The 23,951-nt window shown below is 68.9% G+C and carries 17 protein-coding genes; all 17 read right to left on the bottom strand.

What is annotated here, in order from left to right; translation table 11 throughout:
- Positions 1 to 38: 38 nt before the first annotated feature.
- Positions 39 to 3,188: a hypothetical protein gene (locus WC326_10350; protein MFA7331460.1), complete on the bottom strand. Its 3,150-nt coding sequence runs from the start codon at positions 3,186 to 3,188 to the stop codon at positions 39 to 41.
- A 208-nt stretch (positions 3,189 to 3,396) separates the two neighbouring features.
- Positions 3,397 to 4,689 carry an acetyl-CoA hydrolase/transferase C-terminal domain-containing protein gene (locus WC326_10345; GenBank protein MFA7331459.1) on the bottom strand — a complete coding sequence of 431 codons (1,293 nt, stop codon included), beginning with the start codon at positions 4,687 to 4,689 and terminating at the stop codon, positions 3,397 to 3,399.
- Positions 4,686 to 5,834, bottom strand: a complete 1,149-nt coding sequence (locus tag WC326_10340; protein MFA7331458.1) for an alanine dehydrogenase — start codon at positions 5,832 to 5,834, stop codon at positions 4,686 to 4,688. The genes WC326_10345 and WC326_10340 overlap by 4 nt, the downstream gene beginning before the upstream one ends.
- A gap of 274 nt (positions 5,835 to 6,108) precedes the next feature.
- Positions 6,109 to 7,551: a T9SS type A sorting domain-containing protein gene (locus tag WC326_10335; GenBank protein MFA7331457.1), complete on the bottom strand. Its 1,443-nt coding sequence runs from the start codon at positions 7,549 to 7,551 to the stop codon at positions 6,109 to 6,111.
- Between the two features lie 182 nt (positions 7,552 to 7,733).
- Positions 7,734 to 9,599, bottom strand: coding sequence for an excinuclease ABC subunit UvrC (gene uvrC, locus WC326_10330; GenBank protein MFA7331456.1), 1,866 nt, complete (start codon positions 9,597 to 9,599; stop codon positions 7,734 to 7,736).
- Between the two features lie 649 nt (positions 9,600 to 10,248).
- Positions 10,249 to 10,650 carry a methylmalonyl-CoA epimerase gene (gene mce / locus WC326_10325; protein ID MFA7331455.1) on the bottom strand — a complete coding sequence of 134 codons (402 nt, stop codon included), beginning with the start codon at positions 10,648 to 10,650 and terminating at the stop codon, positions 10,249 to 10,251.
- Between the two features lie 180 nt (positions 10,651 to 10,830).
- The gene (locus WC326_10320; protein MFA7331454.1) at positions 10,831 to 13,740 is read right to left on the bottom strand and encodes a helicase C-terminal domain-containing protein; all 2,910 of its coding nucleotides are present in this window, start codon (positions 13,738 to 13,740) and stop codon (positions 10,831 to 10,833) included.
- Positions 13,737 to 15,188 (bottom strand): aminomethyl-transferring glycine dehydrogenase subunit GcvPB, encoded by a 1,452-nt coding sequence (gene gcvPB / locus WC326_10315; GenBank protein MFA7331453.1) that lies wholly within the window; start codon positions 15,186 to 15,188, stop codon positions 13,737 to 13,739. The genes WC326_10320 and gcvPB overlap by 4 nt, the downstream gene beginning before the upstream one ends.
- On the bottom strand, positions 15,181 to 16,554 hold the full coding sequence (gcvPA, locus tag WC326_10310) for an aminomethyl-transferring glycine dehydrogenase subunit GcvPA (GenBank protein ID MFA7331452.1): 1,374 nt from the start codon (positions 16,552 to 16,554) through the stop codon (positions 15,181 to 15,183). Before gcvPA ends, gcvPB begins: the two co-directional genes overlap by 8 nt.
- Before the next feature lie 132 nt (positions 16,555 to 16,686).
- Complete coding sequence (gene gcvH, locus WC326_10305; GenBank protein MFA7331451.1) at positions 16,687 to 17,067, bottom strand: glycine cleavage system protein GcvH; 381 nt, start codon at positions 17,065 to 17,067, stop codon at positions 16,687 to 16,689.
- Positions 17,068 to 17,119: 52 nt separating this feature from the next.
- Entirely contained in the window at positions 17,120 to 18,463 is a 1,344-nt protein-coding gene (accC, locus tag WC326_10300) for an acetyl-CoA carboxylase biotin carboxylase subunit (GenBank protein ID MFA7331450.1), read from the bottom strand.
- A gap of 12 nt (positions 18,464 to 18,475) precedes the next feature.
- Positions 18,476 to 18,937: an acetyl-CoA carboxylase biotin carboxyl carrier protein gene (accB, locus tag WC326_10295; protein ID MFA7331449.1), complete on the bottom strand. Its 462-nt coding sequence runs from the start codon at positions 18,935 to 18,937 to the stop codon at positions 18,476 to 18,478.
- A 2-nt stretch (positions 18,938 to 18,939) separates the two neighbouring features.
- Positions 18,940 to 19,503 carry an elongation factor P gene (gene efp, locus WC326_10290; protein MFA7331448.1) on the bottom strand — a complete coding sequence of 188 codons (564 nt, stop codon included), beginning with the start codon at positions 19,501 to 19,503 and terminating at the stop codon, positions 18,940 to 18,942.
- Positions 19,504 to 19,718: 215 nt separating this feature from the next.
- The gene (gene ligA, locus WC326_10285; protein ID MFA7331447.1) at positions 19,719 to 21,869 is read right to left on the bottom strand and encodes an NAD-dependent DNA ligase LigA; all 2,151 of its coding nucleotides are present in this window, start codon (positions 21,867 to 21,869) and stop codon (positions 19,719 to 19,721) included.
- On the bottom strand, positions 21,869 to 22,438 hold the full coding sequence (locus WC326_10280) for an adenine phosphoribosyltransferase (GenBank protein ID MFA7331446.1): 570 nt from the start codon (positions 22,436 to 22,438) through the stop codon (positions 21,869 to 21,871). Before WC326_10280 ends, ligA begins: the two co-directional genes overlap by 1 nt.
- Positions 22,439 to 22,619: 181 nt before the next feature.
- Positions 22,620 to 22,898, bottom strand: coding sequence for an acylphosphatase (locus tag WC326_10275; protein MFA7331445.1), 279 nt, complete (start codon positions 22,896 to 22,898; stop codon positions 22,620 to 22,622).
- Positions 22,898 to 23,944, bottom strand: a complete 1,047-nt coding sequence (locus WC326_10270; GenBank protein ID MFA7331444.1) for an NAD(P)H-dependent glycerol-3-phosphate dehydrogenase — start codon at positions 23,942 to 23,944, stop codon at positions 22,898 to 22,900. The genes WC326_10275 and WC326_10270 overlap by 1 nt, the downstream gene beginning before the upstream one ends.
- Positions 23,945 to 23,951: the final 7 nt, after the last annotated feature.

The following is a 23,951-nucleotide window of genomic DNA, read 5'->3' as shown; positions in this document are numbered from 1 at the left end:
GAAGCGCCGCCCCGTCCGTGAAACGTTAGAGTGATCGTTTACTGGTTGTAGACCGTGGTCACCCGGTAGCACCAGCGTTGCCCGCCCAAAATCGGGTCGGTGAAACTCGTGCCGGTGACCGTCGCATAGGGCGCGTCATCATTCGGATCGAAGTAACCGTCCATGTTGCGGTAGATGTTGTACGACACCGCATCGGGCACGGCGGACCAATCCAGTCGCACGGCCTCGCCCGTCTCCAGCAGCGAGATGACAACCACCGGCTGTTCGGGGGGCACGCGCTCAATGATCGCGAACAGCTCCTCGGACTTTCCCCAGGGATCCTGGAACACCAAGCGCAGCCACCAGGTGCCCAGGGCGATGGGGATCTCGATGGGGCCGTCCCAGGGTTGCCAGTCGAGCAGCAGGCGGCCGCCATCCCCGCCGGCGGTGCCCTCGGTGGGGCAGACGTAGGTCACGTCCTTCAGTTGGCCGGACGTGTTGCCGTCGCCATAGCCGCTGAAGGCCCCGGTGGATGGATTGAACGAGCCGATCTGGGTGCCGCCCGTCCAGGGGTCCATGAAGTCGACCATGACGTTGCCATTGGGCTGGGGCACGTTGTTGAAGGAGCTCATCGTCACCATGTGCCAGGCGCCGTCGCTGAACTTGAGCGCGGCCACCACGTCCTGCCCCTTGGACTCCGCCTGGTTGGCCATCTGGTTGGTCGTGCCCTGGGGCTCGTTGTGGACCGTGTATCCGCCCCCATGGTCGGCGATCCAGCGCTCCAGGCCGTTGCGTTCGTCGTCGGGCATGGTGCCCGGCTGATCCCCGTCGGTGCCCATGTAGCCACCCAGCGCCCGCGCCAGATCCTCGCCGTGCAGGCCGCCGCAGACATTGGTGCCATAGGTCTGGTCCAGCCACTCCAGGCAGGCGCTGTAGGCCGTCGGCGAACAGTACGTGTCCGAGATCCCGCGCTGGGATTCGGGCGGCACACCGCGACTCCAGGTGAGCGACTTCCAGGTGGTGTCCGCGACCACCGAGGTGCCGGGGAGGACGCCGGCGCCCGGACTCACCACGAAGTGGTCGTCGCGGATCTTTTCCCAGCGCTCAAGCCCCTCCACCAGCGCCGTGGGACTGAGGTTCGGCGAGTACCAACCCTCCAGCACGGTGGAACAAATGGAGCCGTCGTGGAAGAGCTGTTCGGCGCTGAACACCACAGGACCCGCAGACGAACCCAGCAGGGCGGAATCGAAGGCCAGGAACCAGCCGTCGCCCTCCGTCACCTCCTGCGGCAACGTGGCGCGGGCGGGCTGGGTCCCGTCCCAATCCGTGCCCAGCAGGATGGTGGGCCCGTCCGGCCGGATGGCATGGAAGGTGACGTGATCGATGGCGTCGCAGTCATCATCCGCCAGCAGCCAGAGGGTGGTCGTCTCCGGCGTGACACGCTGGTGCCAGGGCTCGGCATGCTGGCTCCAGCCACCCGCCACCAGTCGGGCCGCCGCGCCTGACGGCCGCAGGGCCAGATTGAGGGTGAAGGTGCCGCTGGCCGCGCCGCTGCCCTCCACCACCACGTAGTAGGTGCCCGCCGTAAGGCAGGTGGAGAGCCAGCTCTGGCTGGAGCCCGCGCCGCAGACGCTGGAGTTGTCGCTAACGGCCAGGACGGTGGCGCAGTCGTCGTCCACCACGCGCAGCACGGTGTCGAAGTTGGTCAGGCCGCCGCAGGTTTGGGCGGTCAGCACGCCGCCCTGCTCCAGCACGAGCTGGTACCAGACGTCGGGGGAGGGTCCAAACCCCATGTCGCGGTAGGACACCGACGTGTCGCGGTTGTCCGAGAAGGGCAGGGAGCCCACGCTGACGGGGTACTGGCAACAGTCACCCACGGGCACGCTGCTGGAGACCAGCAGCGCACTGCCAAGATAGTGGCCGCTCTGGACCGGCCCGGCCACTCCCTGGCTCACGCCGACGATCCAACCCGTGATGGGATTCAGCTGCGTGCAGGGATCCCAGCCGGCGACGGTCACACTCTCCACTTCGCAGGTGCCGGTGTTGTCCGCCTCGGCCACCAGTTGCAGGCCCAGGGGGGTCTCGGCGTAGACCTGCACCACGGGATCGAAGGTGTCGGGCTGGATGCTCAGCTCGAAGCCATCCTGGGGGCCGACCCCCAGCAGGCGGAAGTAATCCGCGTCGCCCAGCGGGGTCTGCTCGCCGTAAAGAGGCAGTTCCGCGGGCCAGGGCTGGGCCAGGAAGGGTTCGTCGTTGGGCTCCAGCTCGTGCAGCGCGCCCGGACCGGGCACCACGCCGGCGCACGTGGCCATGCGCAGGGTCAGGGTGTAGGTGCCGCTGGCGCTGCCCGCGCCTTCCACCACCACGAAGTAGGTGCCAGCGTCCAGCGTGGTCGCCAGCCAGCTCTCCACCAGGCTTGGCGCACAGCGCGCGCTATTGTCGTTGACAGCCAGGACGCTGGAGCAGTCCGCCGCCACCACGCGCAGCACCGTGTCGAAGGTGGTGGCGCCGCCGCAGGTCTGGGCCGTCAGCAGCGTGGTCTGGTCCAGCAGCAGCTGGTACCAGACGTCCGGCGACGGACCGAAGCCCTGGTCACGGAAGGTCACGCCCGTGTTCTGGGTGTCCGTGTAGCTCAGGCCATTGGGCACGGGAATGGGAAACTGGCAGCAGTCACCCTGGGGCACGGCCGTGGGCACGAGAGTGACCTGCGCGCGATAGTTGCCGTTGGTCGGCGGGGCCAGAGGACTGTGTGTCACCTGCAGGCACCAGCGCTCGATCGGTTGCAGAGTCTGGCAGGGATCCCAGCCGGCAACCAGCAGGCGCTCGCTTTCGCACCAGCCGCCCTCGTCAGCCTCGTGGAGCGGCAGCCAGAGCCCGCCGCTGAAGCCGAAAAGGACAATGCGCGGATTGAAGGTGTCCGGAGTGACCACCAACTCAAAGGACAGATCCGGCGGCAGGCCGTCCAGCAGGAAACAGTCCGGATCCCCCGCCAAGCTCTGCTCGCCCAGCAGGGGAATCAGGGCAGGCCAGGGTTGCGCCTGGGTCGGGCTGTTGTTGGGTTCCAGTTCCAGGGTTTCCCCGGGGGCGGGGATGATGGGCGGGCATTGTCCGTGGGCCAGACTGAGAGGCCAGAGCGCCAGCCAGACGGCCGCGCACGCCAGCACCCGCAGCCATCCGGGCGGGGGTGCCGCCGGAGACCAGGTGTTCATGATCGGCTCCTTGCTGTGTGTGGAAGAGGCGGGGGCAGGATGATGATTCCATCCTGAACGGGCGTCAACATACCTGTCACGAACCCAACAGGTGTGCGCTGGAGCATCCTGGGGAAAAATCGAGATTCAGTTTCGGCGGAGCGGGCGGCAACGAGAGAGGGAGTCGCGCGGGGCGACTCCCTGGGGAATTCAAGGGCTGGAAGGGCGGCTACAGGTACTTCAGCCGCCGCGCTTCGGCCTCCAGCTCCTCGCGGAAGGCCGGGGCCGCGATGTCGATCAGGGCGCGGGCCCGCTGGCGAATGCTCTTGCCGTGCAGGTAGGCCACGCCGAATTCGGTGACGACGTAGTGCACGTCGGCCCGGCTGGTCACCACGCCGGCCCCGGGCGCCAGGGTGGTGACGATGCGGGATTGGGTGTCGTTCTTGGCCGTGGCGGGCAGGGCGATGATCGGCTTGCCGCCCACGGAGCGCGAGGCGCCGCGGATGAAGTCCACCTGGCCGCCGAAACCGCTGTAGATCCGCGTGCCGATGGAGTCGCTGTTCACCTGGCCCGTCAAGTCGACGGAGAGCGCGCTGTTGATGGCCACCATCTTGTCGTTCTTGGCCACGTTGAAAGGGTCGTTGACGTAGTTGCTGGGATGGAACTCGATCAGCGGATTGTCGGCCACGAAGTCGTAGAGCCGCTTGGTGCCCATGCAAAAGCTGGCGACCATCTTGCCCGGGTGGAAGGTCTTGCGGTCGTTGGTGATGACCCCCTCCTCCACCAGCTTGACCACGCCGTCGCTGAACATCTCGGTGTGGATGCCCAGCCCGCGCTTGTCCTCCAGGTAGAGCAGCACAGCGTCGGGAATGCCGCCGATGCCCATCTGCAGCGTGGAGCCGTCCTCGATCAACGTGGCCACGTGGCGCCCGATGGCCTTGTTGCGGTCGCTCACCGTGCCCTGCACGATCTCCACCAGCGGATCGTCCACCTCCACGAAAGCCTTGATCTTGCTCACGTGGATGAAGTTGTCGCCGTGCACGCGGGGCATGCGCGGGTTGACCTGGGCGATCACCGTCCGGGCGGCTTCGGTGGCGGGCTTGGTCACCTCGGCGCCGATGCCGTAGCTGCAGAAACCGTGCTCGTCGGGCGGCGAGACGTGGATGATCGAGACGTCGATGGGGTATTCGTGCTTGAACAGATTGGGGATCTCGGAGAGGAAGACCGGGACGTAGTCCGCCCGGCCGTCGTTGACGGCCTCGCGCACATTGGCGCCGGTGAAGAGGGCCGTGTGGTGGAAGTGGCCTTTCATCTCCGGCGCGACATAGGGCGCGGGATTGAAGGTCAGGATGTGGAGGATCTCCACGTTCTCCAGTTCCGGCGCGCGGGCGCTGAGCGCGTTCACCAGCCGGGTGGGAATGGCGCAGCCCGGATGGACGTGGACCGTGTCGCCGCTCTTGATCTCCCGGACGGCGTCCTCGGCGCGCACGCAGCGCTCCTTGTAGCGGGTCACCCAGCTCATCGGCCTGCCTCCTCCTTGCCGTCGCCCGCGGCCAGCGCCGCCTGCAGGTCACCCAGGGGCCGGCCGTACAATTCGGCCAGGCGCGCGTTCATCACCTGGCCGTCGAAGGTCACCACGCCTTCGCGCAGCCCGGCGATGCGCTTGAGCAGCGCCACGGGGCTGCCGGCCCGGCCCATCTCCACCAGCATGGGCGCGATGGAATGGGAGAGGGCGCGGCTGGAGGTGCGGCAGACCAGGCTGGGCAGGTTGGGGATGCAGCAGTGCACCACGCCCTCGGCCACGAAGGTCGGGCTCTCGATGGTGGTGGGCCGGCTGGTCTCGAAGCAGCCGCCCATGTCGACGGAGGTGTCCACGATCACCGAGCCTTGCTTCATGCCGCGGACCATTTCGCGGTCCGCCAGGTGGGGCGTACGGTCGCCGGGCAGGCTGACGGCGCCGATGGCCAGGTCCGCGAAGGCCAGAGCCCGGCGGATGTTGTTGGCCGTGGCCATCATGGTCGCCACCGGTCCCAGCACGGACTGGGCCCGCCGCAGTTGCGAGATGTCCCGGTCCAGCAGCACGACCTGCGCGCCCATGCCCTGCGCCGTGCGCGCGGCCATGGTGCCCAGGGTGCCGGCGCCCAGGATGGTGACCGTGGCCCCGCTGATGCCGGGCACGGAGCCCAGCAGCAGGCCGCGGCCGCCGTGGTCGCTGAGCAGGTAGTTGGCGCCGAACTGGATGGCCAGCTGCCCGGCGATCTCGCTCATGGCCGTGACCAAGGGCTTGCGCCCGTCCTCGTGGGAGACTAGTTCCAGGCCCAGGGCCAGGGTGCGCTCGGCCACCAGGGTGTCCAGCAGCTTGTCGCGGCCCGCGGCGATCTGCAGGAAGCTCACCAGGCAGCGGTCCTCCTGGATCAGATGGGCCTCGTCTTCCTTGGGCGGCAACACCTTCACCACCACCTCGCCCCGGGCGTAGGCCTCCTCCGGCGTGTAGACCACCGTGGCGCCCGCGTCCTGGTACTCCTGGTCGGTGAAATGCGAGGCGGCCCCCGCGGCGGATTGCACGTGGACTTCGTGCCCGGCGGCCACCAACAGGCCCACTCCCGCGGGAGTCAGGGCCACGCGGTTTTCGCCGCGCCGAATCTCCTTGACCAAACTGAATTGCATGGACCTCTCCTTGCTTCCCTGCGTCCCCCGCGGCGGCGGCCTTCCCATCCGGAGCGGGAGCGGACCTCGCTGTCATGACAAGGATCGTGCCAGTTCCCCATTACCAAAATTCGTTGCCCGGCGCGGAGATCGCCCCAGCCGGCGGCGGCACGCATGTGCAAGGCTGGGAATCGGGCCCCCGCGGCTGGCGGAGCTGGGAATGGCGAATAAGGAGCATCCCCCGCCTCTTGGGGAGACGGGGGATGCTGAATCTGCGAACGAAGTGGGGCCGGTGTTACTTCACCAGGACCATCTTGCGGCTTTCCAGGCGGCCTTCGCTCTGCAGCGTGTAGACGTACACGCCGCTGGCCAGCTGGGAGGCGTCGAAGCTGATCTCATTGCGGCCGGCATTCACCAAGCCGTTGACCAGCGTGGCCACCTTGGCGCCCGTCAGGTCGTAGACGGACAAGGTCGCCGGGGCCGTGGCGTCCATCGTGAAGGCGATGGTGGTCACGGGGTTGAAGGGGTTCGGGACGTTCTGGGAGAGGGCGAAGGCGGAGGGCTGATCCGTGGCGCCCACCGTCTCGACGCAACCCGTGAAGCAATCCCACTGGGTGCCGTTGGAACCGAACTCGACGTTGACGTAGGTCACGCCCGTGCCGCCGTCCAGGGAGATGTCCATGGCGTGGTCCTGACCGAAGCCGGCCTCGTTGTCGAAGCCATTCAGGCCGAGCTTGTAGATCTGGTTCTTGGCCGAGCCCATCGGGAAGAACAGGGAGCCGGTCCAGTGGCAGCTGCCGTTGTTGACCGTGCGATAGAGCGGGGAGATGTTGCCGTCCCAGGCCGGCCAACCGTTGAAGAAGCCGTGCAGGGAGATGAAGTTCACGCCGGCGTAGCTGGCCGTGCCGTCATAGGTCGGCGCGCCGCCGTTGGCGAACCAGCAGGACACGCGGGAGGCGTCGATGTCCATGACCACCAGGATGTCGTGGTCAATGATGGCGTCCCAGTTGGTGTCGCTGAAGAACACGGGGGCCAGGGTGCCTTCCTTGAAGCCGTTGGCGTCGCTGTCCACCCAGTCGCAGTCGCCGTAGGCCAACCGGTTGGCGCTGCTCTCCCAATTGTCGCCACCGGAGACGATGACAAACTTGTGCTCGATGGGGCTGGTCTCCGCCTGGCCGGCGAAGGGCACCGTCAAGGCGTAGAGCGTGCCGCCGACATTGGTCAGCTGATGCGTGATGCCGCTCCAGCCGTTGAAGGGCCCGCGCATGACGACGAGGTCGCCCGCGCCCGGATCAAAGGCGCCCGTGGCGATCTGCACGCCCATGTCGACCTGGAAGGTGATTTCCACGTCGCAGGTGCCGGGCAGGCTGGTGATGTTGTTGAAATACTCCAGCGGCAGGTCGATGGTGGGCTCGGTGTAGGTGTAGGGACGGTTGCCCACCCACTCCCACTCGTCGCCGGTCACGCTGTGCTGGATCACGTACTTGTACTCGTAGGGGCCGGCGAAGGAACCCTGGTCATAAGAACCTGTGTAGATGCCGTCGTTGTCCGGATCGGTCAGGGTGGGGTTCGTCCCGCTCCAGCCGTTGAAGTAGCCGCGCACGACCACGTTGTCCACGCCGGGGACGAAGTTGCCCAGGCCGATCTGAACGTTCATGTTCAGCTGCCAGTTGATGACCGCGGCGGAGGCCGAGCCCGCCACCAGCAGGACGCTGGCCAATGCCATGAGACGCTTCATGCGAATCTCCTTCTTCTGAATCTGACTAGGTTTGGGCGTTCCTGTTAGGGCTTAGGAACTGAATAGCAATCAGGCTTCAACCTGCAATCGACAGGCCAGAGCCCATCTTCTTGCTTGACAGGGGGATCGATTTCCGACGGTGCCCAAAGCTGCTCACGCCTGTCGGAAAGTGAACAACTTGTTCAAGTCACCTCCCCGCCGTCGGCCGGGGAAAGGCCGCGCAGGTGGTCCAACAGGCGGCGGGCCAGGACCGGCCCCACGCCGGGCACGGCGCAGAGTTCGTCCTCCCCGGCGCGCACCAGCTGGCGCAATCCGCCAAAGCGTAAGAGCAGTCGCCGGCTGAGTTCCGGGCCGATGCCGGGCACGCCGGCCAAGGGATCGGGCAGGGCCCGGGTCTGCCGCAGGTGCTGGTTGAAGCGCAGGGCGAAGCGGTGGGCCTCGTCGCGCACCTGCTGCAGCAGGCGGTTGGCGGCCGAGTCCTTGGGGATGTTGCGCGGCAGGCTCTCGCCGGGCAGGTAGACTTCCTCGAAGCGCTTGGCCAGCCCGCAGACCGGCTGATCGGGCACGCCCAACCGGCGCAGCACGGCGTGGGCGCGCCCCAGTTGGCCCTTGCCGCCGTCGATGAGAATCAGCTCGGGCAGGGGCCGGCCCTCCTCCAGCAGGCGCCGGTAGCGTCGTTCCACCACCTCCTCCATCGAGGCGAAGTCGTCGATGCCCGCGACGCTTTTCACGTGGAAGTGGCGGTAATCCTTTTTCAGCGGCCGGCCGTCCTGGAAGACCACCAAACTGGCCACCGTGGCCTCGCCGCCGAAGTGGCTGATGTCGAAACCCTCGATGCGGCGCGGCAGCCCGGCCAGCCCCAGGTCGCGCTGCAGGGCGCGCAGGGACTCGGGCACGCGGTCGCGCTTCAGGCGCCGCAGCAGGCGCTCTTCCAACACCTGGGCCGCGTTGTGCGTGGCCATCCGCAGCAGGGCAGCCTTGTCGCCGCGCTGGGGCACCAGCAGCTCGGGCACGCGCCCGTCCCCACCCAGGGCCTGCAGCTCGCGGGCCCGCTCCCCCAGCCAGGCCGTCAGCAGCCCGGCCTCCGCTGGCTCGGCGGGCAGCCAGATCTCGCGCGGCAACTCCTCGCACTGGGCGTAGTACTGGGCCACGAACACGCGCAGGATCTCCCCCGCGCCGCTCTCCAGCGTGCCGCCCAGGGTCGTGTGGAAGCGGCCCAGCACGCGGCCATCGCGCAGCCGCAGCAGGGCCACGGCGGCCTCGTGATCGTCCCGGGCCAGGCCCAGCACGTCGGCGTCGGCGGCCTCCTGGACCTCGACCTTCTGGCCCTGGATCAGCTGCTCCAGCGCCTGCAGGGCGTCCCGGTGCCGGGCGGCCTCCTCGTAGTCCTGGCGCGCCGCCGCCGCGTGCATGGCCGCCTCCTCCTCCCGGCGCTGCTCGCGTCCGCGCCCGCGCAGGATCTGGCGCGCCGCCTCCACCGAGTGGACGTAGGCGGTCGCCGCCTGCCGCCCCTCGCAGGGCCCCAGGCAGACGCCCAGGTGGAAATCCAGGCAGACCTTGTGCCGGCCGGCCGCCATGCTCTCCTCCGTGATGGCCAGGTCGCACTGGCGGATGCGCAGGCGCTCGCGCAGGCCCTTGAGGAAACCGCGCAGGGTGCGCACTTCGGTGAAGGGACCGAAGTAGCGGCTGCCGTCGCGCACCACCTGGCGCGTGAGCAGCACGCGCGGGAAGAGTTCGCTGGTGATACGCACGAAGGGATAGCTCTTGTCGTCGCGCAGGTAGAGGTTGTAGCGCGGGCGGTGCTCCTTGATCAGGTTGTTCTCGAGCACCAGGGCTTCGACTTCGCTATAGGTGACGATCACCTCCAGCGCGCCGGCCCGCTTGAGCATGGAGGGGATCTGGGCGCGCCCGTCGCCGCCGGCCGCGTAGCTGCGCAGGCGCTGGCGCAGGTTCAGCGCCTTGCCCACATAGAGCACGGCGCCGGCGGCATCCCGAAAGAGGTAGACGCCGGGACCGGTGGGATACTCGGCTGGATCGAAGCGGTACATCAGGCTCCGGTTGCTGCTTGGACGAGGCCAAGGTAGCGCCTGAGCGTTCTAACCACAGAGACACGGAGGCACAGAGATTCCATGGACGTGGAGCATGTGTCCGTTCGTCATCCCCCGGCTTGACCGGGGGATCCCACGGCATCGTGACTGTCATCCCAGCGAAAGCTGGGATCCCATGGCTCGTCCCTGGTACTTGCCGGGCGCCTTGATTTCCACCCTTCTGCTGTCGCCAGAAATGGACAGTGCTCTGGCACCGGCCTGGCACCGGCCTGGCACTGACCTGGCACCGGCCTGGCACTGACCTGGCACCGGCCTGGCACCGCTCGATCCCGGCATGGCTGGGACCCATGTCTTCCACCTTTCTGCTGGCGCCAGAAAGGTGGAGCCAAAGAGGCGCTTTTTCAGCGGCCGTAACTAGGCGGCCTCACGGCCGCCGTCAGACAGACGGCCGAAGCAAGCTCTTCCTGATCCGCTGGTGATTGGTTCGCGCTTTGCGCTTCACCCATTTTCTGGTTCAGCCCTGCGGGCTTCACCTCACACGTCCTGTTTGTCATCCCACAGCTTGAGCGGGGCATCCTTTGGCATGTGCGAGGCAAATCCGCCTTCCTTCCCGCGCGCACTGCGAGGGAAGGAGGTACAGCGTGCCAGCTCAGCCTTCGCAGAGTTCGAGCAGCACGCCCGACGTGCTTTTCGGATGGACAAAGGCGATGCGTTTGCCGCCGGCGCCCAGCCGCGGCACTTGATCAATCAAAGTGGCGCCCTGGGCCGTGAGGCGGGCCAGCGCCTCCTCCAGATTGTCCACGTGCAGGGCGATGTGGTGGATGCCCGGGCGGTTCTTCTCCAGGAAGCGCGCGATGGGACTGGCCGGGTCGGCGGGCTCCAGCAGTTCGATGTGCGTCTCCCCCGCGGCGCCCATGGCCACGGTCACCTGCTGGTCGGCCACGTATTCGCGGCCGTGGAAGACCAGGCCCAGACTATCCTCCCAGAAGGGCTGGGCGGCGTCCAGGCTGGGCACCGCGATCCCGATGTGGTCCACGCGATCGATCTTCATCTCGACTCCTCGGTTGTTCTATTTAAAATGGACACGAAGTCCACGAAGCTCGGAAGAACACGAAGCCTGAATTGGCTTTGGAACGCGGGTGGCAACTCGAGCGCCCTGCGCATGACTCCCACCTGTTCTCCCCTTCGTGCTCTTCGATCTCTTCCCGTGCTTCGTGTCCAAGCAAAAGTCCTAGGCAAAGAAGTTGCGCAGCTCGCGCTGCAAGTCCTCCGGCCGCAACATGGGCCGCGCGGGCAGCGGCAGGCTGTCCAGGAAGACCTTGCCGTATTCCTGGCGCACCACCCGGGCGTCCAGCAGCAGGAAGGCACCCTTGTCCGTCTCGTGGCGGATCAGCCGGCCGAAACCCTGGCGGAAGCGGATCACCGCCTCGGGCACGCTCAGGTCGCGGAAGGCGTTGCCGCCCGTGCGCTGGATGCGCTCGCTGCGCGCGTCCAGCAGCGGCTCGCCCGGCACGTCGAAGGGCAGCTTGGTCATCACCAGGATCTGCAGGGCTTCGCCGGGCACGTCCACGCCCTCCCAGAAGGAATCCACCCCCAGCAGCACGGCGTGGCCCAGTTGGCGGAAGCGGTCCAGCAGTTCGTGGCGCGAGCCGTCCAGGCCCTGCACGAGCAGCGGGAAGCGCTCCGTGTCCAGGGCCGCCTGGAGAGCTGTCTGGCAGCGGCTGAGCAGCGTGTAGCTGGTGAACAGCACGAGCGTGCCGCGCCCGAACTGCTCGCAGGTCAGGGCCAGCAGTTTCGCCAGTTCAAGTGCGAACGCATCGGTGGAGTAGCCCGAAGCCTCGGGCAGCCAGGTGGGCACGTAGCAGCGGGCCTGGCGCGCCAGGTCGAAAGGGCTGTCGAAGACCAGGGTGCGGGCGGGCTCGGGCAGCCGGTCCAGGCCCAGCCGGCGCAGCAGCCAGTCGAAGGAACTGTCCACCGTCAGCGTGGCGCTGGTGAAGAGCACGCGCCGCAGGCCACTCCAGAGCGTTTCGTGCAGGCGCGGACCGGCCTCCACGGGCAGGCGGATGAATGTGGTCTCCAGGCTCACCGGATGCAGCTCGCTCCAAGTGACGGCCTCGCCGCCTTCGTCGTCCTCCTCGAGCAGCAGAGCCAGCAGGGCCGCGGCCTCCAACAGGTTCTCCTGCTCGCCGCGCAGCTCGGCCACCAGGGCCAGCAGGTTTTCCTCGCGGGCCGACTCCAGCAGCCCCAGGCAGCTGCGCAGGGCGCCGGCCAGTCCGGCCAGCCCCTCCTCCACCTGGCGACAGGGCTCGGCCAACAGGCGCAGGGGGGAATTCTCGCCCTTCAGGCGCTCCTTCTGCGTGTAGCGCGAACGCTGCAGGGCCGCACCGTGGCGCTCCTTCTGCACGGCGGCCAGGGCGGCGCGGGCCCGCAACACGGGTTCCAGCGCGGCGTCCACGGCCTCGGCCACGGACTCCAGCCCGCGCAGGCCGGGCTCCACCTGCTGGAGGGCGGCGTCCCGCGCGCTCCAGGCGGCGCGCAACTGTTTGAGCAGGCCGCGCCCCTGGCCCTGGGGATCATGCAGGGCCCGCAGACGCCCCTCGGTCAGGGCGAAGGAGAAACTGCGCCGCAGGTGCTGATCGGCGCTGCGGCCGAACTGGTGGGCTTCGTCGACGATCAAGGTGTCGAAGCTGCCCAGCACGCCGTGGTCCACGCCCAGGTCGGCCAAGAGCAGGCTGTGATTGACCACCACCAGGTGCGAAGCCTGGGCCTGCAGGCGGGCGCGGGCGCCCCAGCAGACGGCCGGGGCCTCGGGTTGGGCGGCCGAGCCGCGGCAGCCCGGGTTGGCGCAGGCCGAGCCCTCGCTGCGCACCTGGCTCCAGAGGCGCGGCAGCTGGTGGGCCCGGAAACCCGTGCACTCCTCGATGTCGCCCGAGCGCGTCAGGGCCGCCCAGCTCACAACGGGCAGCAGGGCCAGGCGGTCGGCGGGCGACAGCCGCTCGCGGGCCTCGTCCAGCAAGCGCTCCAGCCGACGCTGGCAGAGGTAGTTGCCCCGGCCCTTGAGCACCGTGGCGCGGAAGGGCCGGCGCAACAGGCGGCCCAGCCGCGGGATGTCTTTGTCGAAAAGCTGGTCCTGCAGGTTGCGCGTGTGCGTACTGACCAGCACGGGGCCGCCGCCGGCGTCCCGGCGCGCCGCGCCGGTGAGCATGGCGGGCAGGAGGTAGGCGAAGGATTTGCCCGTGCCCGTGGCGGCCTCGGCCACCCAGCAGGCCGTCTTCCCTTCCGCGGGAGCCGCGTCCAGCAACAGACCCACCTCGCGGGCCAGCTCCTCCTGTTGGGGCCGGCGCCGAAAGCCCTCCACGGCGGCCTGCAGGCGCCCGTCGGCCCCAAACCACTGGGTGGCGTCAAAGGCGGACTCCCCCGCCCCGCCCGCGCCTTCGCATTCGTAGACGTTGACCCGGCAGGGCGGCTGGGCTTGGCGCCAGGCCGGGCCCGGACCCTCGCGCTTGACCCAGTCCAGCAGGCCCTGGAAGATCCCTTCCTGCGGATCGCCCGTGCCGCCGGCCAGCAGGGCCAGACGTCGCAGCAGCGGCAGCTCCAGCCCCGTTCCCAACTGCAGCAGGCTGAGCAGGATTTCCCCGGCGGCCTCGGCGTCGTCCAGCGCGCGGTGGGCGTTCTCCAGCGGCACGGCCAGGGTGGCGGCCACCTCGGCCAGCCGGTGGCTGGGATTGAGCGGCAGCAGGCAGCGCGCCAGGGGCACCGTGTCCAGCCCCGCCGCCAGCGGACGCCAGGCTCGGCCGGCCCGGGCCGCGCAGCGCTGCAGCACGCCCTGGTCAAAGGCCAGATTATGGGCCACGATGGGTGAATCGCCAATGGCCGCCAGGACCTCGTCCAGGACGGCCTCCAGCGGCTGGGCCTTCTTGAGCTTGCGCGGATCGATGCCGGTCAGGTGCAGGATGCGGGGCGGCACGGGCCCGGAGGGTTTCACCAGCGTGGAGATCCGGGACGCGACCTGGCCCGCTTCATAGCAGGCCAGGCCGATCTCGATGATCTCGCAATCCTCCTCGAGCCCCGTGGTCTCCAGGTCCAGGGCGACGAAGCGGGTCAGCCCCAGGGCGGCCAGCAGGGCGGTGGGAGGTCTCAATCCTGTTCCTTTCGCCAGCGCAGGCGCGGCTGCTTGACGGCCCGCACGTCGTCCAGCTTGCGGACGGGCGTGGTGTTCGGCGCACTCTCCAGCAGCGGGTTCTTTTCCTCGCACTCGCGGTGGATCTGGCGCATGGCCGCGATGAAGCGGTCCAGCGTGGCCCGGCTCTCCGTCTCGGTGGGTTCGACCATCAGGGCCTCGGGCACGATGAGCGGGAAGTAGGTGGTGGGCGCGTGCAGGCCGAAGTCCAGCAGGCGCTTGGCGATGTGGCTGGCCTTGTAGCCCAGCCGCTTCTGGTTGATGGCGCTGAACACCACCTCGTGCAAGGGGATGCCCTCGAAGCCGACCTTGTAGAGGTCCTGCAGGCCGACGCGCACGTAGTTGGCGTTGAGGATCGCGTACTCGGAGACGCGGCGCAGGCCGCGGGCGCCCAACCGGCGGATGTAGGCGTAGGCCCGCACCAGCGCGCCGAAGTTGCCGAAGTAGGCGTGGACGGGGCCGATGGAATCCGGGCCGGGCTCGCCCCAGACCACCTGCTCGCCGGCGCGCACGGGCAGCGGTCCGGGCAGGAAGGGCGCCAGCCGCTGCTTGACCACCAGGGGGCCGGCTCCCGGGCCGCCGCCGCCGTGGGGCACGCTGAAGGTCTTGTGCAGGTTGATGTGCATGATGTCGAAGCCCAGCTCGCCGGGCTTGACGATGCCCAGCAGGGCGTTCAAGTTGGCGCCGTCCATGTAGCTCAGGGCGCCCACGGCGTGCACCAGCTCGTTGATCTCCACGATGTGGCGCTCGAAGATCCCCACCGTGTTGGGGTTGGTGATCATGAAGGCGGCCACGTCCTCGTCCAGCAGGGCCTTCAGGGCCTCCAGATCCATGCAGCCGTCGGCCGCGCTCTTCACCTGGACCACCTCGTAGCCCGACATGGCGATGGAAGCAGGGTTGGTGCCGTGGGCGGCGTCGGGGATGATCACCTTGCGGCGCGGCCGGCCCAGCTTTTCGTGGTAGGCGCGGATCATGAACAGGGCGGTCAGCTCGCCGTGGGCGCCGGCCACGGGCTGCAGGGTCACGGCGTCCATGCCGCTGATGGTCTTGAGGGCCTCGCCCAGCTCCCAGAGCAGGGTCAACGCCCCCTGGGCCTCGGCGGCGGGCTGCGCGGGATGCAGGCCCGTGAAGCCGGGCAAAAGGGCCAGTCCGTCGTTGACCTTGGGGTTGTACTTCATGGTGCAGGAACCCAGCGGGTAGAAGTCCTTGTCCACGTGGTGGTTCAACGTGGAAAGGCCCAGGTAGTGGCGCACCACTTCGCCTTCCACCACCTCGGGCAGACCCAGGGGTCGCGTGCGCAGGCCCCGCTGGGGCAGGCGCGGCTCCAGGCCGCCGAAATTCACGCCGCCCGTGGCCGCCGTGAAGCTGCCGGCGCCGGGACGGGATTTCTCGAAGATCAACTCAGGCATGGGTTCCCTCCTCGCGCAGGGCGGCGGCCAGCCCGTCCAGCCAGCGCTGGAGGTCGGCCTGCTCCTGCAGTTCGTTCACGGCCACCAGCAGCAGTTCGGCGCCCAGCTCCGCGGGCAGGGGCAGGCCTGCAGCCAGCCCGGCCGCGCGCATGCGGGCCAGCACGGCGTCGCGCCGCGGCACATGCAGGGCGAACTCGCGGAAGCGCTCGCCCGCGCCCATCAGGCTCACGCCGGGCAGCGCGGCCGCGCGCTCGGCCAGCCAGGCACAGCGGGTGTAGAGGGACTGGGCCTTCTCGCGCAGGCCCACCGGCCCCAGCAGGGCCAGGTGGATGGTGGCGAAGGTGGCCACCAGGGCCTGGTTCGTGCAGATGTTGCTGGTGGCCTTTTCCCGGCGGATGTGCTGCTCGCGGGTCTGAAAGGTCAGCACGTAGCCCCGGGCGCCCACGGCGTCCAGGGTCTCGCCGATCAGCCGGCCGGGCATGTATTTGACCAGGTCGCCGCGGGCCGCGAACAGCCCGATGTAGGGGCCGCCGAACTGCAGGGGCTGGGAGATGGACTGGCCCTCGGCCACGGCGATGTCCGCGCCGACCTCGCCCGGGCACTCGAACAGGGCCACGGCCAGCGGATCGAAGCCCTGCACCAGCAGGGCGCCGGCCTCGTGGGCGGCGGCGGCCAGCGGGGCCACGTCCTCGATCAGGCCCAGCGCGTTGGGGCTCTGCACCACCACGGCGGCCACGTCCGCACCCAGCCGGGCGACCAGGCTCTCCGGGCTGAGCCGGCTGGCGCCGACGCCCAGCAGTTCCAGCTCCACCTCGCCCGCCAGGGGATGCAGGTAGGTGCGCAGCACGTCCAGCCAGCGCGGGTTCAGCTGGGCCGCCACCAGCACGCGGCGCCGGGCGGGCTCCTTGTCCTGCTTGACGGACAGGGCCATGCGCACGCCCTCCACCAGCGCGGTGGCGCCGTCGTAGAGCGAGGCGTTGGCCAGCTCCAGGCCGGCCAGCTCGCTGACCATGGTCTGGAATTCGAAGATGGTCTGGAGCGTGCCCTGGCTTACTTCTGCTTGATAGGGCGTGTAGGCCGTGATGAACTCGGAGCGCATGGCCAGGCTGCGCACGGTCTCGGGCAGGTGGCCCACGTAGGAACCGCCGCCCAGATAGCAGTCCTGGGGCGGCCAGGGCTGATTGCGGGCCGCCAGCTCGCCCACGTGGCGGGTCAGCGCGGCCTCGGAGAGCGGTTCGGCCAGCTCCAGCGGGCGGGTCTGGCGCAGGGACTCCGGCACGCTCTCGAGCAGGTCCTCGAAGCGCGCCACACCGATGGCCGCCAGCATGTCGCGGCGGTCGGCCTCTGTATGCGGAATGTAGGGCATGGATCCTCCGGTTTCCCGGCGGCGGGCCGGGCGAACTCAAAAACAAACGGCGGACCGGATGGTCCGCCGTCTTGGGGTCTGGCAGGCAGCGGACTGGCAGGCGAAGGCCGGGGCCCTCGCCGGGCCGCGGGACTACATGTCGATGTGCTCTTCGTAGTCCTCGGGGCTGAGCAGCTCGTCCAGCTCGCTTAGGTCGGTCAGGCGGATCCTGTAGATCCAGCCGCGGCCGTAGGGGTCCTGGTTCAGGGTGTCCGGTCCGTCCGGGAGATCTTCGTTGAACTCCTGGATCACGCCCGAGACCGGCGCGTAGATGTCCGCCGTGGCCTTGACGGCGTCGATGGTGCCGATGCTCTGTCCCTTCTGGAACTCGGCCCCGACCTCGAACAACTGCACGTCCACGATGTCCCCCAGTTCGCCCTGGGCGTGGTCCGTGATGCCGATCAGGACGGTTCCGTCCTCCACCAGCACCCACTCGTGCTCTTCCGTGTACAGCAGGTTGCCCGGAATGTTCATGTGTCTCTCCATGTATGTGGGTTCCACCGGACCCCGCGGGTCCCGGTGAGACTTAGCCTTGAAAAGTCCAGTGTTCCAAAAATTTGATGTCGAATTCGCCCGAGCGGAAGACCGGATCGGACATCAGCTGCAGGTGGAAGGGGATGGTGGTCTTCACCCCTTCGATCACGTACTCGCTGAGGGCGCGGCGCATGCGGTCCAGGGCCTTCTCCCGGGTGGGAGCGTGGACGATCAGCTTGCCCAGCAGGCTGTCGTAGTTGGGCGGAATCTGATAGCCCTGGTAGATGTGGCTGTCCACGCGCACGCCGATCCCACCTGGCACGTTGAGCGCGCCGATCAGGCCGGCGAAGGGCCGGAAGCCCTTGGCCGGGTCCTCGGCGTTGATCCGGCACTCGATGGCGTGGCCATTGAGCCGGATGTCGTCCTGGGTGAATTCAATGGCATCGCCGTGGGCCGCCCGGATCATCTGGCGGATCAGGTCCACGCCCGTCACCATCTCGGTGACGGGATGCTCCACCTGGATGCGCGTGTTCATCTCCATGAAATAGAACTCGCCGCCTTCCACCAGGAACTCCATCGTGCCCGCGCTGTCGTAGCCCACGGCCTTGGCCGCGTTCACCGCCGCGCGCCCCATCCGCTCGCGCAGCTCGGGGCTGACCGCCGGGCTGGGGCACTCCTCCACCAGCTTCTGGTGGCGGCGCTGGACCGAGCAGTCGCGCTCCAACAGGTGGATCACGTTGCCCTTCTTGTCGCCCAGGATCTGCAGCTCCACGTGGCGCGGGTGCTCGAGGAATTTCTCCAGGTAGAGGCCCGGGTTGCCGAAACCGGCCTCGGCCTCGGCGCGGGCCGTGCTGAAGGCGTTCTCCAACTCTTCGGGACCGCGGGCCACGCGCATGCCGCGCCCGCCGCCCCCCGCCGTGGCCTTGAGGATGACCGGATAGCCCACCTCGGCGGCGAACTGGCGGGCCTCCTCCACGCTCTCCAGCAGGCCCGGGCTGCCCGGGATGCAGGGCACGCCGGCTTCGCGCATGGTGCGCTTGGCCTCGGCCTTGTCGCCCATCCGCCGGATCACGTCGCCGCGCGGGCCCACGAAGGCCAGGTCATGATCGCGGCACATGTCGGCGAAGGCGGCATTCTCCGAGAGGAAGCCGTAGCCCGGATGGAGCGCGTCGCACTGGGTGATTTGGGCCGCCGTCAGGATGGCCCGGGTGTTGAGGTAGCTCTCGCTGGACGCCGGGGGACCGATGCAGATGGCGTCGTCCGCGAAGCGGACGTGCAGGCTGTCGGCGTCCGCCGTGGAGTAGACGGCCACGCTCTCGATGTTCAGTTCCCGGCAGGCGCGGATGATCCGCAGCGCGATCTCGCCCCGGTTGGCGATGAGCATGCGTTTGAACACGGGCGCCTCGTCTCAGGGTTCGATGCGGAACAGGACCTGGTCGAACTGGACGGGTTGGCCGTTCTCCACCAGGATCTCCACCACCCGGCCGCTCAGCTCCGCCTCGATCTCGTTCATGATCTTCATGGCTTCCAGGATGCAGAGGGTCTTGCCGGGGGCGATCATGTCGCCCACCTTGACGAAGGGCTCCTTGTCCGGGCCGGGCGAGCGATAGAAGGTGCCCACCATGGGCGCCTTGACCTCCAGCAGGTGGGAGGCCGTCGCCGGCGCGGGCGGGGCGGCCGCCGGAGCCATCTGGTAGACGGGGGCCGGCGCGGGCGCGTAGCCGCCGGGCAGACCCGCGGGCTGCAGGGGCGCGGGCGCCAGGGTGTGCTTCTCGATGCGGATGCTCAGCTCGCCCTCTTCCACTTCCAGCGAGGAGATGGCCGAGGCCTCCACGAGTTTCACCAGCTTGCGGATCTCATTGAAATCCATGCTTATCCCTTCACTCGCTCGACGTATTCGCGCTTGCGCGTGTCCACGCGGATCACTTCTCCCTCGCTGACGAAGAAGGGCACGTTGACCGTGGCGCCGGTCTCCAGCTTGGCGGGCTTCTTGCCGCCCTGGGCCGTGTCGCCCTTGTCGTTGGGCTCCGTCTCCACGATGCGCAGATCCACCGTGACCGGCAGCTCGATGCCCAGGGCCTCCTCGCCGTGGAAGAGCACGTCCACCTCGGTGTTCTCCTTCATCAGGTCGATGACCTCCTCCACCAGGACGGTGGGCAGGTGCAGCTGATCGAAGGTCTCGTTGTCCATGAAGACGTAGCCGTTGGGGTCCTGGTAGAGGTACTGGAGTTTGCGGCTCTCCAACCGGACGATCTCGATTTTCTCTCCCGAGCGGAAGGTGGGTTCCAGCACCCGGCCCGTGCGCACGTTCTTGATCTTGGTGCGCACGAAGGCGCCGCCCTTGCCCGGCTTGACGTGCTGGAACTCGACGATGCGGAAAATCTCGCCGTCGATCATCACGGTCAAGCCGGTGCGGAAATCAGCCGTTGAGGCCATCTGCGTTGAACTCCCTTGTCTGTCCTGTCCAGCTGTCGAATTTATGATTCAAGCGCTGGAGAAAAAGCCCTGCGGACGCTTTTCGGGCGGGCTCGGGCGCGCTTCTTCGCCGCCTTTTCGCTTCCCTACCGGGCTTTTACCGTCGTCCTGATGTGAAAACAACGTTCATTCTGGTTTTCACGATCTGATCCATTGCGCCGGTATTCCCAATTGGGCTACAATGACTCCTGTTCAAACGGGCTAAGCGGATCTGGATTCAACCGCTCCGGATTCGCGTCCGCGGCGGAATCCGCGTCCCCCGCCTGCAGCAGCGCCTGGAATTGGGCTTCGTCCAGCACGGGCACGCCCAGGGCGCGGGCCTTCTCCAGCTTGGATCCGGCTTCCGCTCCGGCCACCACGTAGTGCGTCCGGGCCGAGACGCTGGAGCTGACCTTGGCCCCGCGGGCTTCGAGCAGCGCCTGGGCCGCCCGGCGCTCCAGGCCGGCCAGGGTGCCGGTGAGCACCACGGTTCGTCCCCAGAAGGGGCCGCCGGCCGCCACGGGACCGCGGTCGGGCTCCTCGCGCGTCAGGTCCAGGCCGCCCAACTCCAGTCGTTTCAACAACTCCTGGTTGTCCGGGAGGGCGAACCAGCGCGTGACGCTGGCCGCCAGCACGGGACCCACCCCGTCCAGGTTCTGCAGTTCCTCCGCGGGACGCGCGGCCAGGGCCCGCAGGCTGCCGGCGTGCCGCAACAGCGTGCGCGCCGCCTTGGCTCCCACTCCGCGGATGCCCAGGGCGAAGAGCAGGCGACTGGGGGGGCGCGTTTTCCCCATCTCAATGGATTGCATGACGTTCGACACACTTTTCTCGCCCATCCGCTCACATTCCAGCAGTTGCTCCGGGCGCAGATGGAAGAGGTCCGAGACGTCGCGCAGGTGGCCCAGGCGGATCAACTCGGCCACAAGGCGATCCCCCAGCCCCTCCAAGTCCAGGGCCGGCCGAGAGACGAAATGCTCCAGCGCGGCCTGGCGCACGGCCGGGCATCCCGGGTTCAGGCAGCGCAGGGCCGACTCCCCCTCCTCCCGCCGCAGCCCATGGCCGCACTCCGGACAGTCCGCCGGCGCCTGCACTGCAGGGAAGCCCGCCGGATCCTCCGCCGGGCCCGTGACCTTGGGGATCACGTCGCCGCCCTTTTCCACCCAGACCCGCATCCCGGGCCGGATGCCCCGGCGCTGGATCTCATCCTCGTTGTGCAGGGTGGCCCGGGCGATGACCGAACCGGCCACGGCGACGGGTTCCAGCTCGGCCACCGGCGTGACCACGCCCGTGCGCCCCACCTGCCAGGTGACGGCGCGCAGCACGGTTTGGACGGCCTGGGCCGGAAACTTGCGGGCCACGGCCCAGCGCGGCGCCTTGGCCGTCCAGCCCAGCCCGGCCCGCGGGGCAATCTCGTCCAGCTTGACCACCACGCCGTCGGTGTCCAGCGGCAGCCCGGCGCGCTCCGTCTCCCAGCGCGCGCAGTAGGCCAGCACCTCCGCCAGTCCCGCGCAGCGCGCGGCGTGCGGAAAGACCGGCAGGCCGGCGTGGCGCAGCCAGTCCAGCTGGGCGCTCTGGGTGGCGGGGGCTGCGGCTCCTTCCAGCACGGCCAGATCGTAGAGGAAGACCTTGAGGCCGCGGGCCCGCAGTTCGGCGGCATCCAGCAGTTTCAGGCTGCCGGCGGCGGCGTTGCGCGGGTTGGCGAACAGGCGTTCGCCGGCCTCGGCGCGGCGGGCGTTGAGGGCCTGGAAATCGGCGTGTTCCAGCACCACCTCGCCGCGCGCCACCAGCCGGGCGGGCGGCGCGTCCAGCGCCAGCGTTGCGGGCAGGTTGCTCAGCTGTCGGGCCTGGGCCGTGATTTCCTCGCCCGACTCGCCGTCTCCGCGCGTGGCTGCCAGCACCAGCTCGCCCTGTTCGTAGATCAGCGAGATGCTGGCCCCGTCCAGCTTCAGTTCGCAGGACCAGACCAGTTCCGGCAGTTGTTTGGGAAGGGCAAAGAGGTCGGGCTGGGGCGGCGCGGCCGCCAAGGCCTCGGCCACGCGGCGCGCGAAATCGGCCAGTTCCTCGTCGCTGTAGGCGTTGGCCAGGCTGTAGAGGCGGGGTTCGTGGCGGACCTCGGGGCGGCCGGTACGCGCCGTCTCCCGCTGGCCCACCCGGCGGGTGGGGGAATCAGGCAGGGCCCAGTCCGGATGCTCGGCTTCGGCCGCGGCCAGGAGCTGCAGCCGGCGGTCGTACTCGGCGTCGGGGAGCTCGGGGGCGGCCTCGTCGTAGTAGAGCCGGGCGTGGCGCTGCAGGTCGCGGGTCAGGGCCACCAGCTCGGCCTGGCTGGCGGGGGGCCGGGCGGGATCCATCAGCACTCTTCCGAATCCACGTCCAGCAGGGCGTGCACGGGCACGCCGGCCGCCTCCAGCCGGGCGCGGCCGGGCAGGAAGCTCAGGTTGAGCACGCAGGCGGCGGCGACGGGCTGGCCACCCAGGTCGCGCACCAGCCCGGCGGCGGCCAGCAGGGTCCCGCCGGTGGCCAGCAGGTCGTCCACCAGCAGCACGCGCTGGCCGGGCGCGCAGGCGTCGGCGTGGACCTGGAGCGAGTCCGTCCCGTACTCCAGCTCGTAGCTGCGGCTGACGGTCCTCCAGGGCAGTTTGCCGGGCTTGCGCGCGGGGACGAAGGGTTTGCCGGCCCGCAAGGCCAGCGGGGCGCCGAACAGGAAACCCCGGGCCTCGATGCCCAGCACCACGTCGAAACCGGCGGGCGGGCAGAGCTCCAGCAGGCGGCGCAGGCACCACTCAAAGGCCGCCGGCTGTTGCAGGATGGGCGTGATGTCCTTGAAGCCGATGCCCGGCTTGGGGAAATCCGGCACGGTGCGGATGATGTTCGCCAGATCCATGTGGTCCTCGTCGTTGTATTCCACAAGCTCCGCCACGAAGCTCACGAAGGACAGCGAAGCTCACGAAGATTTTTCGCTGCTATCCCGCTCGATCCAGCAGGACACAGGGTGGCTGGGAAAGCCCTTGGCACCCCCAGCCCGGCCCGTCCCAGTCCTTGCATCTCTCTGCGGCTTCGTGCTCTTCTCCGCCCTTCCCGCCCTTCGTGGTGAGTGTGATTCAGCGGACAGAGAAGCCCGTGATGGGCGGCAACTCGACCTTGCGCTGCTCCACCTGGGTGATGCGCACGCGGCCGCTGAGCAGCATGACCTTGCGCATCAGCACGGCGATCTTGTCGCGCCCGCCCTGCAGCACGGCTTCCACCGAGCCGTCGGGCAGGTTGCGCACCCAGCCTGCCAGCTCCTGTTCCCGGGCCAGGCGGCTGAAGGCGTAGCGGAAGCCCACGCCCTGCACGTCCCCCTGGAAGAGCAGCTGTTCCGATTGCATCAGGGGCGGCATCAGGCCTCCTCGGCTTTGAGATCGCGGGTCATCAGACGGCCCACCTCCTCGCGGGGATCGCGCCCTTCAAAGAGGATGGCGTGCACGGCGGCCGTGATAGGCATGGCCACACCCAGGCGACCGGCCAGCTCGTGGGCGCCCTCGGTGGTGCGCACGCCCTCGGCCACCATCTCCATTCCGGCCAGGACCTGTTCCAGGCTGCGACCCCGGCCGATCTGCTCGCCCACGGCACGGTTGCGGCTGTGGCGGCTGGCGCAGGTGACGATCAGATCGCCGATCCCCGCCAGTCCACTGAAGGTCTCCGGCCGGCCGCCCAGGGCCGTGCCCAGCCGGGCCATCTCCACCATCCCGCGGGTCATCAGGGCGGCCTTGGTGTTGTCGCCGAAGCCCAGCCCGTCGCACATGCCCGCCGCCAGGGCGATGACGTTCTTCAAGGCGCCCCCCAGCTCCACGCCCGTCAGGTCGCCGTTGCGGTAGACGCGAAAGGTGGAACTGGAAAACAGCCGCTGGACTTCCTCCAGCAGGCCGGCCGAGCCGCCGGCGGCCACCACGGCGGTGGGCACGTCGCGGCTGACCTCCTCGGCGTGGCTGGGTCCCGACAGACAGACGTAGGCCGCCGGATCGTGGCCGGGCAGGACTTCCGCCACCACCTGGGAGAGGCGCAGCAGGCTGCGCTGCTCGATGCCTTTGGCCACGTTCACCAGCGGCAGGCCGGGCGGCAGCAGGGGCGCCAGCCGGCCCAGCAGCGCGCGCTGGGTGTGGCTGGGCACGGCCAGCACCAGCCAGTCGGCGTCCTCCAGCAGCCAGTCCAGCTCCTGCCGGACGTGAATGGCGGGCGGCAGGAAGATGCCCGGCAGGAAGACGGCTTCGCGTTCGCCCCTGGCGTAGCGTTCCACCACGCCCGGGTCGTACTCCCAGGCCCGCACGCGGCAGCCGCGCTGGTGCAGGAGCAGGGCCAGGGCCGTGCCCCAGGAGCCCATCCCGGCCACGGCCACGCGCGGGGAGGCAGCGGCGGTTGCGCGGCTTCGTGCTGGCTGGCGGTTCACGAATCTC

Source organism: Candidatus Delongbacteria bacterium, assembly GCA_041675285.1.
GTDB lineage: Bacteria > CAIWAD01 > CAIWAD01 > CAIWAD01 > CAIWAD01 > CAIWAD01.
This window is presented reverse-complemented; position numbering and strand designations above follow the sequence as displayed.